Origin of the sequence: Mesorhizobium sp. LNHC252B00, from assembly GCF_000502955.1 — a bacterium.
Taxonomy (GTDB): Bacteria; Pseudomonadota; Alphaproteobacteria; order Rhizobiales; family Rhizobiaceae; genus Mesorhizobium.
Window position 1 is genome coordinate 1 of sequence record NZ_AYWO01000012.1, and the last position, 12,850, is coordinate 12,850.

General features: G+C 63.5%; 12 protein-coding genes. 4 read left to right on the forward strand and 8 right to left on the reverse strand.

Annotation, left to right across the window (positions count from 1 at the left end):
* A partial coding sequence (locus X744_RS1000000174810) for a hypothetical protein (RefSeq protein WP_210164167.1) occupies window positions 1-238 on the forward strand: 238 nt, incomplete at its 5' end.
* On the opposite strand, the gene X744_RS153565 is transcribed toward X744_RS1000000174810, so the two are convergent.
* Complete coding sequence (locus X744_RS153565) at window positions 232-675, reverse strand: SRPBCC family protein (RefSeq protein ID WP_023760001.1); 444 nt, start codon at window positions 673-675, stop codon at window positions 232-234. The two genes, X744_RS1000000174810 and X744_RS153565, sit on opposite strands and share 7 nt — an antisense overlap.
* A 253-nt stretch (window positions 676-928) precedes the next feature.
* Between X744_RS153565 and X744_RS1000000172205 the strand changes: the two genes are divergently transcribed.
* The gene (locus X744_RS1000000172205; RefSeq protein WP_023760002.1) at window positions 929-1,072 is read left to right on the forward strand and encodes a hypothetical protein; all 144 of its coding nucleotides are present in this window, start codon (window positions 929-931) and stop codon (window positions 1,070-1,072) included.
* 106 nt (window positions 1,073-1,178) lie between these two features.
* Here the strand turns inward: X744_RS1000000172205 and X744_RS153560 are convergent, their stop codons facing one another.
* Together X744_RS153560 and X744_RS153555 are read right to left on the reverse strand one after the other, a co-directional pair.
* Complete coding sequence (locus X744_RS153560) at window positions 1,179-3,506, reverse strand: cation:proton antiporter (RefSeq protein ID WP_031260412.1); 2,328 nt, start codon at window positions 3,504-3,506, stop codon at window positions 1,179-1,181.
* Between the two features lie 88 nt (window positions 3,507-3,594).
* Window positions 3,595-4,287, reverse strand: a complete 693-nt coding sequence (locus tag X744_RS153555) for a DUF2270 domain-containing protein (protein WP_023760004.1) — start codon at window positions 4,285-4,287, stop codon at window positions 3,595-3,597.
* A 437-nt stretch (window positions 4,288-4,724) separates the two neighbouring features.
* Between X744_RS153555 and X744_RS153545 the strand changes: the two genes are divergently transcribed.
* Window positions 4,725-5,240, forward strand: coding sequence for an Hsp20/alpha crystallin family protein (locus tag X744_RS153545; RefSeq protein WP_031260414.1), 516 nt, complete (start codon window positions 4,725-4,727; stop codon window positions 5,238-5,240).
* 130 nt (window positions 5,241-5,370) lie between these two features.
* Window positions 5,371-6,087: a gamma-glutamylcyclotransferase gene (locus X744_RS153540; protein WP_023760007.1), complete on the forward strand. Its 717-nt coding sequence runs from the start codon at window positions 5,371-5,373 to the stop codon at window positions 6,085-6,087.
* Here X744_RS153540 and X744_RS153535 read toward each other — a convergent pair.
* From X744_RS153535 to X744_RS153515, 5 genes are all read right to left on the reverse strand, one after another.
* On the reverse strand, window positions 6,074-8,053 hold the full coding sequence (locus tag X744_RS153535) for a glycoside hydrolase family 127 protein (protein WP_023760008.1): 1,980 nt from the start codon (window positions 8,051-8,053) through the stop codon (window positions 6,074-6,076). The genes X744_RS153540 and X744_RS153535 overlap by 14 nt on opposite strands.
* Window positions 8,054-8,075: 22 nt before the next feature.
* Window positions 8,076-8,933, reverse strand: a complete 858-nt coding sequence (locus X744_RS153530; RefSeq protein WP_023760009.1) for a carbohydrate ABC transporter permease — start codon at window positions 8,931-8,933, stop codon at window positions 8,076-8,078.
* Entirely contained in the window at window positions 8,933-9,856 is a 924-nt protein-coding gene (locus X744_RS153525; protein WP_023760010.1) for a sugar ABC transporter permease, read from the reverse strand. Before X744_RS153525 ends, X744_RS153530 begins: the two co-directional genes overlap by 1 nt.
* Window positions 9,857-10,188: 332 nt before the next feature.
* Complete coding sequence (locus X744_RS153520; RefSeq protein WP_023760011.1) at window positions 10,189-11,436, reverse strand: sugar ABC transporter substrate-binding protein; 1,248 nt, start codon at window positions 11,434-11,436, stop codon at window positions 10,189-10,191.
* 63 nt (window positions 11,437-11,499) lie between these two features.
* Complete coding sequence (locus X744_RS153515; RefSeq protein ID WP_023760012.1) at window positions 11,500-12,543, reverse strand: LacI family DNA-binding transcriptional regulator; 1,044 nt, start codon at window positions 12,541-12,543, stop codon at window positions 11,500-11,502.
* Window positions 12,544-12,850 lie beyond the last annotated feature (307 nt).

Here is a 12,850-nt window from a genome sequence, read left to right on the forward strand (position 1 = left end):
TGGCCGCTTTCGCCTCAGCGCGACGACCGTTCTCTCTCCAAAACTTTTTGCAGAACCTTCAGGACACTATCGTTTTGGCCTCAGCCGAAGAGGCAAGGATTACAGCGCAAAGCACGGCCAGGAAACGTCGCATGCAAACCTCCCTTTGGGTGGAAAAGGTCCACATGCGCCGTCTCTGGTCAAGCTCTCCGTGCCGCTTTTTGTGCGACACCCAAAGCTGGCGGCCGCAGCCTACTGATTGATCTCGGGTTCGACGAGCTTTGCCAGGTTCCTGAGCGATTCCTGCCAGCCGAGATAGCAGGCCTCGACCGGAATCGCATCCGGAATGCCGGCCTGGGTGATGTCGATCTCGGTGCCGACCGACACTTTTTTCAAGATTACGGTCACCTGGATCTCGCCGGGCAGGTTGGGGTCGTCGAATCGGTCGGTATAGCGCAGGCGTTCTCCTGGAACGAGTTCGAGATACTCGCCGCCGAAGGAATGGCTGCCGCCGGTCGTGAAGTTGCGGAAGGCCATCTTGAACGTCCCGCCGACCTTCGCCTCAAGGTGATCGACCGTGCAGGTGAAGCCGTTCGGCGGAAGCCATTTCGCCAGCGCATCCGCCTCGGTGAAGGCGCGATAGACCTTCTGCGGGCTGGTCGTCAGAACGCGGTGCAGACGTACGGTGCCGGGCATATTCCAGATCCTTTCGTGATTGTTTGTTCAATGGCCAAAGGACGAACGAGAGGCGGCCAGTCCGACATAGCTCCCGGATTTCTTTTTTAAAGGCCTCGCTGCCTGTTCGACTGCGCACGCATGGCGTGCGCTTGTTCAACCCTGCGCCCCCCCGGCCAATGGTCGGCTATTCGATCTAATTTCTTTGCAAACCGTTAATGCGGCCATGCTGTTAATAAGCATTTGCTAATCAAGCGATCCGCCTGGAGTAGCCATGACCAAGAATCTCGGCAACGCGCGTTATATGCCGCCAAAGGACGCCAGGATCTCCGTGTTCAGCAAGGCCGCACCGGCACTGTTCCCGCTGGTCGTGGCGGCGCTGGGCTACATGATCGGCAAGCACTTCTTCGGCTTCTAGGCTCGAATGCCGTCTTCCGGCGGAGTGTAGNCGGCGCTGGGCTACATGATCGGCAAGCACTTCTTCGGCTTCTAGGCTCGAATGCCGTCTTCCGGCGGAGTGTAGATCAAGCGCCAACCTCGGTAACCTCCTTTCTGGCCTCCGCGGAGCGGATGCGTTCGCTGGCCAGAAGCACCACCGGGCAGGTGACGGCGGCAAGCACCGCCGTCGCGGTATCGCCGAAGAACAGCTCTTCGCCCGGCCTTTGCGTTACACCCATCACCACCAGGGCAGCCCCCTTGGCGACCTCCCTGGCGATCGCCTTGTCAGGGGCGCGGGTGCGGATTGCGGTGTCGACCTGTACGCCATACCGAACGGCCAGATCGGCAATATCCTTCAGCATGGCTTCTTCGCGCCGGTGCGAGACGGACGTGATCCTCCCGCCTTGCCGCGCCGCCTTCGAGACGTAGAGAACCTTCACGCGCGCCCGATTCGGGCGTGCCAGCGCCAGGGCCAGATCGGCGGCGCGGCGCGACACTTCGGTGCCGTTGACGGGAACCAGTATGGTGGTTCCGGTCCGCAATACCGGCATCTTGCCGGTGGATCCGGCGCCTTTCAGCACCAGGCATAGCGGGCCGTCGAACCCTTCGGTGATGTCGTTCAGCGCCGGTGTGAACGACCCCTTCACCGTGAAAGCGTCTTCCAGGCCGAGCAGCAGCAGGCCGTAGCCTTTGCGGGCCTCCTCGGCGATCGTCGCGGCTGTCGCCCCGGATTCAGTGCGGGTGGTCAGATGGACTTTCGCGACCAAGGTGTCCTCGGCCTTGCTGACGGCCTTTGCGCTCTTCCGCGCACCCTTCTTCACTTCCTTGACTGACTGTTCCGGGCCCTTGTCGCGGGTCGGGCCGGCGAGCTTGCCATCCTTGAGATGGAGCAAAGTGGTCGGCATGCCGCTGCCGCCGCCAACCAGTCCGGCGAGGTAGGCGGTGAACTTGCCGATCGGGCTGTCGTCGACCAGCAGCAGCAACCGCTCAAGCTTCGAGATGAAGCCGCGCTCGTCGAGCAATTCGCGGTCGACGCGCTGCTTCTCGACATCGTCGACAGGCAAGCGGCCGAGCGCCCAGCGCAACATTGGTGGCATGGCGAGCGTGGTGAGGGCGGCCATGGTGACGATCATGGTGAAGAGGTTGTGGGAGAGGATGTTCATCGACAGGCCGATGCTGGCGACGATAACCTCGGTCGAGCCGCGTGCGTTCATGGCGCTGCCGACGGCGATTGCCTCCTTCAGCGACATGCCGGCAATCCTGCCGCCGAGGAAGGCGCCGCCGAACTTGCCGATACTGGCAATGACCAGCAGCGCCAGCGTCAGCAGCGCCAGCGTCGGGTCGGCAAGCACGGTGAGGTCGGCTGACAGGCCGGCCATGCCGAAGAAGATTGGCATGAACAGCGCTGTGATGACGCCGCGCAATTGGCCCTCGATGTGGGCGGACAGGATCGGCGATTCGCCAACAAGGATGCCCGCGACGAAGGCACCGAGGACGGTGTGCACACCGATCAGATTGGTGATCAGCGCCATCACGCCCATGATGAGGAGGATGACGGTGATGACGGCGTATTCGCTGCGGAAAGAGTCGTTGCTCCAGCGGATCAGCATGAACACCAGCCGGCGGCCTATGGTGAAGGAGAACACCATGAACAGCGCCACCTCGGCGACCGTGGTGAGCAGCGGCAGCAGCTGCAGGCTGCCGTTGGTGGCGATGCCGAAGGTGACGGCGATGATGAGCCAGCCGATCGTATCCTCGATGATCGCCGATGAGATGATGACCTGGCCGAGATTGCGGCGCATGAAGTTCATTTCGCGCACCACCATGGCGACGATCTTGACTGAGGAGATCGATAGCGCCGTGCCCAGGAACAGCCCGGCGACGACGCGCTGCGTCGGGTTGGGCAGCAATGTGTCGGGCAGGAACTGCGCCAGTGCGAAACCGCAGACGAAGGGCACGATGACGCCGGTGATCGAGATCGAAAAGCAGGCCGCGCCCACCCGACGCACGAGGCGCAGGTCTGTCTCCATGCCGGTCAAGAGCAGAAGCAGCAGAATGCCGAGCTGCGAGACCGCGTCGATCATGCTTTTCTGCGCCGGATCGGTCGAGAAGATCAGGTGCTGCGCGTCGGGCCACAGCCAGCCGAACAATGAGGGCCCGAGCAGGATGCCGCCGATGAGCTGGCCCATGACCGCCGGCTGACCGTGGCGCTGGAAGATCTCTCCGACACCCCGGCCGACCAGAAGCAGCAAGACGATCTCGGCGACGAACACCCCCTCCGCCGAGCCACCCATGCCCGAAGCGTGGCCTGCCGGCTGCGCGGCGAAGGTCGTGCCTGCCGACGCCAAACCGAATACGGCCAGCAAAAGGGCCGGCGCAATGCTGCGTGACGTCGTTGCCGATCGACAGGTCATGAATTCCCTCAAAACGCCTCGGCAGACTGACCATCACAACGCGCAGGCCATCATTTGCGTTGCAGCCGCGTGTCGCCAGACATCGACGTCAAACATGGACGTCGCCGAAGGAAAGTTCGCCGTCGTCGCCGGCCACGAAAAAGACGATGGCGAACAGCCCGGCATAGAATGCCGCCACAACGACCACGATCGCCACACCGGGAATGGGGCCAAGGGCGGCGCTGTCGACGGCCTCGCGAAGCGAACCGACAAACCCGGTCCTGAGGCCCACGGCCTGAAGACTGGGGGTCGATATCTTGACCATCCAGGCCAGCAGTAGGATCAGGAACAGGTAGATGTAGTTTCGCCGCAGGCGGCGCGCCAGCGCAGCGCGCTGCGACAGCAGAAACTTCGGCGCGCGCAGGCCTTCGCCGACGATGAGCAGCCAATCAGAGGCAAAGTCGGGTTGCGGGGAGAAGATCTGCGCGAAATAGTGACGCTCGAACTGGCGCACGCGAGCCCGATAGAAATCGAAGAAGCGATAGCGGCGCGCCTCGATCCACAGCAGCAGGAGGATCAGCAGCATGGCGAACAGCAGCACGCCGTGATGCGCACTGGCCGTGGACAGCGACACCGAAAGCAGCGCCGCCACCACCGTGATCGCCCAGTTCGTCGTCCGGTCGAGCCGATCTCGCCACCCCGCCATGCGCGCGATCTCAGCGCGATGAAAATGCGATAGCGTGTTGACCCGTTCGGCCGATGTAAGCACCGGCCCGATGGGCTTCGCCGACGCATCGTTCATAACGCCCTCCAACTGAGTAAAACGCCTCAGACTTGGTCTCGTTCCGCGGTGTCCGGATTTCGCACCGGCCGGCGGCCTCCGCCGTGACCGCCACGCGCGCCGGCGCCACCGCAGTTCTACGATCACATTGCATTATCGGATCTTGACCCCACCGCGGCAAACCCCAAATCAATCATACCGGTGCCGACGCGGGCGCCGGCTTCATGGCGGCGCCGCGGAGAGTGGTGGTTTTGTGGCCGTCAAACTCGGGCACCAGGTAGCCGGAGGCGATGAAGGCCCGCGAGACCTGGTCCAGGGTGTTTCCCAGGTGGAGCGGATCGGAACAGAAGGGAGCGAAAAACAGAAAGCGCAAATGGGGTGTGGGTCGGACGGCACATTGTCCCCCGGAGCATGGCATGTAAACGAACAAAAACCAGGATCAAGAAAGGAGCAATGCAATGACCATTCGTGATCTAATGCCATGGAGCCGCGACGCCAACCAGGCTTCTACCCTGTTTCGCGACCGCGACCAGGACCCGTTCATGAGCCTGCATCGCGAGATGAGCCGCCTTGTCGACGACATGTTTCGCGGCTTCGGCTCACGGCTTCCGTCCATGTTGTCTTCGGCCGGCGGTAGCTGGCCCAGCGTGGAAATCTCCGAAACGGACAAGGAGATCCGTGTGACGGCCGAGATACCCGGCATGGAGGATAAGGACATCGAGGTGTTGCTCGATGACGGCGTCCTGACGTTGCGCGGTGAAAAACAGGCCGAAACCGACGACAAGGAACGTCAGTTCTCCGAGCGGTTCTACGGCCGCTTCGAACGTCGCATTCCGATCGGTTTCGAAGTCGAAGAGGACAAGGTAGCGGCCGATTTCCGCAATGGCGTGCTGTTCGTCACTTTGCCGAAGTCCGAGAAGGCGCAGAGCAGGACAAAGCGCATTCCCATCGGCGGCAAGAGCACCAAACACTAGAATAGACCAGCAGCCGGGCGAGCAAATCGCGCACGCCCGGCATCAGTCACCGGATTTCGCGCCGGTCACATGGACCTTGAGTATCCCTCTGCCTTGGGCAAACATGGCGGAGAGGGCCGGGGGCGCGAAAATGAACAAGCCGATTTCTGCCGTATCGCCGCGCAAGGCGCCGATGGCGCTGACCGAGGAGCTCGTCGCCCGCACCATGCGCGCGGTCGAGGATGCCGGGCCGACGCCGGGCATGGTCTACATGACCGACGCCGACTATGCGCGCGTCCGCGACGAGGTGCTGGCTTCGGCCCCGGTGGGGCCCACAAGGCTGTTCGCCTATGGTTCACTGTTGTGGAATCCGGTTGGCGAATTGCGTGGCGGCGAAAGGGCGGTGGCAACGGGCTGGCATCGGTCCTTCTGTTTCACCGTCAAGCGTTTTCGCGGCACGGTCGAGCGGCCCGGCCTGATGATGGCGCTCGATCGTGGCGGCCAGTGCCAGGGCATGGTGTTCGAGATCGCCGAACCGGTGGCGGCCAATCTCGAAGCGCTGCTGCGCCGCGAGATGACCGTTCTGCCCGCCGTCAACGTGCCGCGCTGGCTGCGGGTCAGGACAGGTGACGGCCTATGCCGCGCGCTTGGCTTCGTCGTCGATCCCGCCAATCCGCGTTATGCCGGCAAGCTCGACAAGCAGGTGATCGCGGCAACGCTGGCCACGGCCGTCGGTCATTGGGGCTCGGGCGCTGAATATCTGTTCGCGACCATCCGTCACCTCGAAACCTGCGGTATCCGCGACCGTAATCTTTGGCGATTGCAGGAACTGGTGGCCGAGGAGATAGGCCGCTTCACCCATCTCTGAGCCAAACCAGCATTTCGCCAGGCTCGCGGTTGTCCCAGGCGAAGTAGGGAATGGCGGTCAGGCGCGTCTCTGTCGTGGCCGGCGGTTCGGGCCTGTAGAGCCCGCTTTGCCATCCGTCTGCGGCATCGGCAAGTGCTGTAGCCGACAGCGTCACCACGCCGCCGAGAAGCTCGGGCCGGTGCTGCGCTTCGAGGCTGGCCGTCCTTGGCAGCGTCAGCCGATGCAGCTGGCTGTCATTGTCGGTCGCCTCGACGCAGTAGATCAGCGGCCCGCGCGACAGCGCGACGCGGCCGGCATCCTGGCGCACCTGCGGGTTGGCGTAAAGCCGCTCGATCGGCATTTCGAGATCGAGCCGCACCTGGTCGCCCTTCTTCCATGTCCGCCGGATCGCCGCGTAGCCGTCGCTGGTGACATCCGCCAACTTGACCGCCTCACCATTGACCTTGAGCGCAGCGTCGGTGCTCCACGCCGGGATGCGCAGGTGCAATGTGAACGCAACCGGCGCCTGCGGCTCGATCGTGATCTCGACGGCACCGTCCCAGGGATAGCGGCTTGCCTGCGTCAGGCTCACCGGCACGCCTGATATATCGAAGCGGGCGGTCGAGTCGCCATAGAGATGGACGGCCAGCGCGTCGTCGGCCAGGCTGTAGAAATAGCTGCCGATCGAGGCGACCATGCGCCCGATATTGGGCGGGCAGCAGGGGCAGCGGTGCCATTTCCACCTATTGTGCTTGCCTCGGCTTTCCAGCGGGTTTTCATAGAAGAACAGCGAGCCGTCGAGCGACAGGCCCGAGATCGAGCCATTGTAGAGGGCGCGTTCCATCATGTCGGCATAGCGGGCATTCGGCCCCATGCCGAGCATGCGGTTCGCCCAGAACACCAGTCCGACCGCGGCACAGGTCTCGGCATAGGCGCTTTCGTTGGGCAGATCGTAGTCGCTGGTGAAACCTTCATTGTGAGCCGACGGCCCGAGCCCGCCGGTGATGTAGAGGCTCTTGGTGGTGAGATCGTCCCACAGATGGTCGAGTGCCACTCGCAAGCTGTCGTCGCCATATTCGGTGGCGATGTCGGCCATGCCCGAATAGAGGTACATCGCCCTGACCGCATGGCCGACCACCTTGTCCTGCTCGCGCACTGGAATGTGCGACTGGCTGTATTCATAGGTCTTGAAATGGTAGGCCTTCGGGTCGGCGCCGCGGGCGCGGGCCTCCTCGTCGAAATAATGCGGCTGCTGGCCGCGCTGGTCGATGAAGTATTTGGCGAGATCCATGTATTTTCGCTCGCCGGTCACCCGCGCCAGCTTGACCAGCGCCAGCTCGATCTCCTCGTGGCCGCAATAGCCCTTCTTCTTGCCGGGTTCGGGGCCGAGCACCGACGCGATATGGTCGGCATAGCGGCACATGATGTCGAGCAGCTTGCGTTTTCCCGTCGCCTGGTAATAGGCGACCGCACCCTCGATGAGGTGGCCGGCGCAATAGAGTTCATGGCAGTCGCGCAGATTGGTCCAGCGCTTGCCGGGCTGGATGCGCTGGTACCAGCTCGAGAGATAGCCGTCCTCCTGCTGCAGTTTGCCGTACATGTCGATGACGGCATCGATCTTCTTCTCCAGTTCTGGATTCTTGCGCCGGTAGAGCGAATAGGCCGCGGTCTCGATCGTCTTGCCGAGATCGGAATCCCAGAACATCTGCGTGGTCACCGTCGACCCGGTGAATTCCGCGCCCTGGCGGTCGGCTTCGTCGGGCGAGGGCGAGTGGAAAGGAATGACGACGCCGGGCGAGGGCCGGTCCGGGTCGATCTGCTCCAGCATGCGGGCCTCGACGCAGCGGTCGTAGAGGATATCGGCGGTGCGTGTGGCTACCGCGTCGGCGCGGTCGCCCCAGAAGCCGTGCACGTCGACCTGCGGCACCGGCAGCGGGCGGAAGGCGAGCTTTGGTTTTCCGGTTTTTGCGGATGGCGATGCGGTCATGTACTCACTCCATTCGGTCTGTCTATTTGATGGCCCCGGCCATCAGGCCGCGGATGTAGAAGCGCTGCAGGACCAGGAACAGGATGAGGCAAGGCACCATCATGACTGTGACGCCCGCCTGCACCGCACCCCAGTCGATGGCGCCGAAGCGGCCCGACTGCAGTGCGGTCATCATCACCGGCAGCGTGAACTTGGACTGGTCGGTCATCAGCACGAGGGCTGCGAGGAATTCGTTCCAGGCGCCGAGGAAGGCAAATAGCGCGATGGTGACGACGCCCGGCCAGACCAGCGGCAGCATCACCTTCAAAAGCATGGTGAGATTGCCGGCACCGTCCATGCGGGCGGCTTCCTCGATCTCGCGCGGCACCGCGTCGAATGCATTGCGCATCATGAAGATGGAGAACGGCAGCTGCAGCGTCACATAGACGCCGACCAGGCCGGTCAGCGTGTTGTGCAGGCCAAGCTTGGTCAGCACCAGGAAGATGGGCGTCAGGATCGACTGGAACGGGATCATGATCGTCGATAGGATGAGGATGAAGAACAGGTCCTTGAACGGAAACCGGAATCGCGAAAAACCGTAACCGGCCAGCACGCTGACGGCGACAGATAGCAGCACGGTCATCACCGAGACGTAGATGCTGTTTTGCGCCGAGACCCAGAGCCCGTCGCCGAAGCTGTTGAGCGTGGCATAGTTCTCCAGCGAAAAGCCTGATGTCGGCCAGGGCGGCAGCGGCGGCAGGCGTGCCTCGGCCGCTGGCTTGAACGCCGACAGCACCGCCCACACGATCGGCGCCGCAAACAGCACCGAGGCGATGATGCCGGTCGAATGCTCGCCGATGCTAGCGAGGAGCCGGCGGTTGGGGGAAGCGGCCTGCGCCATCAGTCGAGCCCCTCCGGCTTGCGCAGCAGCCACAGCTGGACGAGGCTGAGCGCCACCAGGACGACGAGCAGGACCATCGAGAGCGCGGCCCCGTAACCGAGCTTGAACGAGACGAAAGACTGGTTGAAGATCCAGTAGACGGCCGTCAGCGTCTGGTTGCGCGGACCGCCACGCAGGATGATGTAGAACTGGTCGAAAGCGAGGATCGAGCCGGCGACCGACAGGATCAGCGCGAGCGCCAGTGTGCGGCGCATCAGCGGCAGGGTGATCGCGCGGAACCTGGCGAACGGCCCGGCGCCGTCAATGACTGCGGCCTCCTGCAGGTCCTGCGGGATCGACTGCAGGCCGGCCATCAGGATGATCATGGTGAAGCCGGCGACCTTCCAGACGACCATGGCGATGATCGACCAGAAGGCCGGCTGGAAGGTGGCCAGCAGGTTGAATTTCTTGTCGATCAGGCCGAGATCGTAGGCGGCCGGGCTGAACAGGCCGGAATCGACATTCAAGAGCCATGACCAGAGCAGGCTGGCCGAGGCGAAACCGACCACCGCCGGCATGAAGAACATGGTCCGGTAGAGATTGGTCAGGGGCCGTGGGCGTTCGACGAACAGCGCCAGCGGGAACGCCACCACGAAGATCGCGATGGTGACGATCACGGTGTAGTAGGCGGTGAAGCGCAGCGCGTTCCAGAACCTTGTGTCGCGCAGGATAGCGACATAGTTGCCGAGGCCGACATAGCTGTGCTCGCCCATCAAGGGCCAGTTGTGCAGCGACATCCATGCCGTCATGCCGAGCGGGATGAGAAAGAAGACGACGACCAGCGCGATGGCCGGCGCTACATAGAGCAGGCCGATCCATTGCCGTCCGGCGCCGACGAGTCTTCGGGCGCGGGGCGGCGCGGTGATGGTTGCGAGGGAGGTCATGGCTGCTCTGCTCTTGCTTTCCGTTCCCCTTGTGAGGAGGGAATTCCAGCTTGGGTTCCTCGCCCCCGCCAGAGGCGGGGGAGAGGTGGCCGCGAAGCGGCCGGAGAGGGGGCCTTCGTAGGGCGCAGTCCCCCTCTCTGTCTCGGCTTCGCCGAGCCACCTCTCCCCCACTCACGTGGGGGTGAGGAACCCAAGCTGGATAGGCCGAGCGGATGTCTCAAAGCTTCCATGTCGAATAGCCTGCATTGACGGATGCGATGTCATCCTCCCCTCAAGGGGGAGCTGGGGCGGCCACCCGCCCAGGGAGACGAGCGGGCGGCCGGCAGACGCCGCTATTTCTGCGGCGCCTGGTCGATGATCGACTGCATCGTCTCCTGCGCATTGGCGATCGCGCCGTCGACGTCGTCGCCGAAGAAGACCTCGTTGATCATCTGCGTCCACGGCCCGTTGGCGGAGTTGATCAGGTCGTTGAACACCACCGAATAGGGCGTGCGGCCCTTGGCCATGGCCTCGGCGGCGATCTGGTAGCGCGGATCGAGATCCTTCAGCGCTTCCTTGGCGATGTCGCCGCGCACCGGCAGGCTGCCGTATTTGGCGAGGATGGTCTGGCCCTCGAGCGAATAGGCGAAATCGAGGAATTCCTTCACCACGGGCAGTTTCGTGGTGCCCTTGGTGACGACGAAATTGTCGCCGCCGGCAAAGGACGACCAGCCGCTATCCTTGCCCGGCAGGAAGGTGACGCCGTAGTCGATATCGGGATACTGGGTGTTGAGCGCGCCGATGGCGAAGGCGCCGGAGGGTGAGATACCGATATTGCCGGCGGCGAAGGCGGCGAAGAAGTTGGCGCCGGTGTCGGTCTGCGCGCCTGCCGGCACCAGGTCCTTCTTGACCATCGAGCGGTAGAGATCGATGGCGCCGCGCAATTGCGGGCTATCCAGCGTCGCCTTGGACCCGTCCTCCGAGAGGATGTCGCCGCCAGACGCCCAGATCAGCGGCGTGAAGGTGAAGATGTTGCAGCCGCCGCAATTGCCCGAGAAGTAAAAGCCCTTGATGTTGCCGCCGAGTGCGTTGACCTTCTCGGCGTCGGCCGCGATCTCGGCCCAGTTGGTCGGCCCCTTCTCAGGGTCGAGGCCGGCCTGCTTGAACAGCTTCTTGTTCCAGATCAGCACCGAGGCGTCGGCGGAGAACGGCAGGCCGTAAATGTGGTCCTTGTAGGTGCCGGTCTTCACATGCGCCGGCGACAGGCTGGCGAAATAGGGCAGCGACTTGGCCCAGTCGGTGATATCCTCCAACTGGCCGGCAGCGGCGAAGGACGGCGTGTAGATCAGGTCGAGCGACAGCGCGTCGGGCGCCGTGCCGCCGGCGGCCGCTGCACCATATTTCGGGATGATCTCGGCATTGGGGATGATGTCCAGCTTGACCTGGTTGGTGTGCGCCTTGTTGTAGGCGTCGACGATCCTCGGCATGAAATTCGAGCCGTCGGCGCGCACCCAGATGTTGGCCGTCTCGGCGGCGGCAGTGCCGAGACCGCTACCCAGAACGGCAGCAGCCAGGGCCAGTTTGGCAATCAGGTTCCTCATGTTCTCCTCCTCCAGGTTTGACCGCGCTCCGCGGCTTGGCGCCGATTGCGCGGCGCTTGGTTTTCAGCCATCCAGCGGATGGCCGCATGACTGCCGCACCACCAGCCGGCACGGCAGTTTTCGAATGCCCGGCGCGGCGGGCTTGCCGCCGACCAGCGAAAGCAGGGTCAGCCCGGCCTCGCGCCCGAGTGCGACCAGGTTCATGTCGATGGAGGTCAGCGGCGGGCGCGTTGCCTCGGCCACGATCTCCCAATTGTCGAAACCGATGACGCCGACATCGCGCGGAACGTTCAGGCCGCGCTCGCGCAAGGCATCGATAACGCCGCGCGCGATCTGGTCGTTGCCGCAGAAGACGGCGTCCGGCCTCTCGCTCTTGCCGTCGAATAGCTGCGCCACCGCCGCGTGGCCCCAGGCTTCCGACCAGGAGCCGAGCAGCGGCTCGGTGACCGGCAGGCCGTTTTCGATCAGCACGTCGCGGTAAGCCTGGGCGCGGGCGTGCACCACGGCAAAGCTCGCTGGGCCGGTGACATGGGCGATGCGCTTCCAGCCCAGCCGGCAAAGGTGCTCGACAGCAAGCCGGGCGCCGTCGGAATCGTCCGAAACGAAGGCGATGGCGTCGGGATCGGGCTGCGTGAAGGCATAGATCACCGGGACGCGCAGATTGCTGAGGTCGACGGGCAGATGGCGGTCGATGCGCTTGCCGGTGGCGATGATGCCGTCGACGCGCTTGTCGAGCATGGCATCGACATGCATCTGACCCAGCCGCGGATCCTCCTCGACATTGCACAGGAACACCGACACGCCATTGTCGACCAGCGCGTCCGAGATGCCCGACATCAGCGGCAGCGAGAAGCGGCCATAGGTATCATTGGTGAGCAGGCCGACAGTGAAGCTGCGCCGCCGGAGCAGGCTCTGCGCCAGGCTGTTGGGCCGGAAGCCGAGGCGCCGCGCCGTCTCGCGGATGCGTTCGCGCGTTTCGCCGGTCATTCGCCCCTGGTTGTTGAGCGCCTTCGAGGCGGTAGCGACGCTGACACCGGCCTGCGCGGCCACGTCACGCAAGGTGACTGGCTTGGAAAAGACCGGAACAGGCAGATCGTCCGATGGCATCGCGCCGAGAATCCTTAGCTGGGAAAAGGTTTTCTCTTACTGGTCCGAGCGAGGCCCGGCACATGGCCAAGCCCGATCGGAAATGTTTGGAAAAACCTTTTCTCAAACCAAGGCTAAGCCAGATCTGATGGTCGTTCAAGCGGAAAAATGGTTCTGGACAGGGCAATGACTTCAGGTTTGGAATGGTCGAGGAGATGGATCTCGGCTGATCGGCCGGAACCGGCTGCCGTCAGGCCGCACCATTGAGTCCGCGACCTCATCGCCTGAGTTGCCGTTGAGCGCGAGCCAGATGATCCAGGGAATTGAA

What these genes read in the sequence shown, in the direction of transcription:
- X744_RS153560 (WP_031260412.1), bottom strand. Translation starts at nt 3,506, where the DNA reads ATGACCTGTCGATCGGCAACGACGTCACGCAGCATTGCGCCGGCCCTT.
- X744_RS153535 (WP_023760008.1), bottom strand. Translation starts at nt 8,053, where the DNA reads ATGACCGCATCGCCATCCGCAAAAACCGGAAAACCAAAGCTCGCCTTC.
- X744_RS153555 (WP_023760004.1), bottom strand. Translation starts at nt 4,287, where the DNA reads ATGAACGATGCGTCGGCGAAGCCCATCGGGCCGGTGCTTACATCGGCC.
- X744_RS153530 (WP_023760009.1), bottom strand. Translation starts at nt 8,933, where the DNA reads ATGGCGCAGGCCGCTTCCCCCAACCGCCGGCTCCTCGCTAGCATCGGC.
- X744_RS1000000172205 (WP_023760002.1), top strand. Translation starts at nt 929, where the DNA reads ATGACCAAGAATCTCGGCAACGCGCGTTATATGCCGCCAAAGGACGCC.
- X744_RS153520 (WP_023760011.1), bottom strand. Translation starts at nt 11,436, where the DNA reads ATGAGGAACCTGATTGCCAAACTGGCCCTGGCTGCTGCCGTTCTGGGT.
- X744_RS153545 (WP_031260414.1), top strand. Translation starts at nt 4,725, where the DNA reads ATGACCATTCGTGATCTAATGCCATGGAGCCGCGACGCCAACCAGGCT.
- X744_RS153525 (WP_023760010.1), bottom strand. Translation starts at nt 9,856, where the DNA reads ATGACCTCCCTCGCAACCATCACCGCGCCGCCCCGCGCCCGAAGACTC.
- X744_RS153540 (WP_023760007.1), top strand. Translation starts at nt 5,371, where the DNA reads ATGAACAAGCCGATTTCTGCCGTATCGCCGCGCAAGGCGCCGATGGCG.
- X744_RS153515 (WP_023760012.1), bottom strand. Translation starts at nt 12,543, where the DNA reads ATGCCATCGGACGATCTGCCTGTTCCGGTCTTTTCCAAGCCAGTCACC.
- X744_RS153565 (WP_023760001.1), bottom strand. Translation starts at nt 675, where the DNA reads ATGCCCGGCACCGTACGTCTGCACCGCGTTCTGACGACCAGCCCGCAG.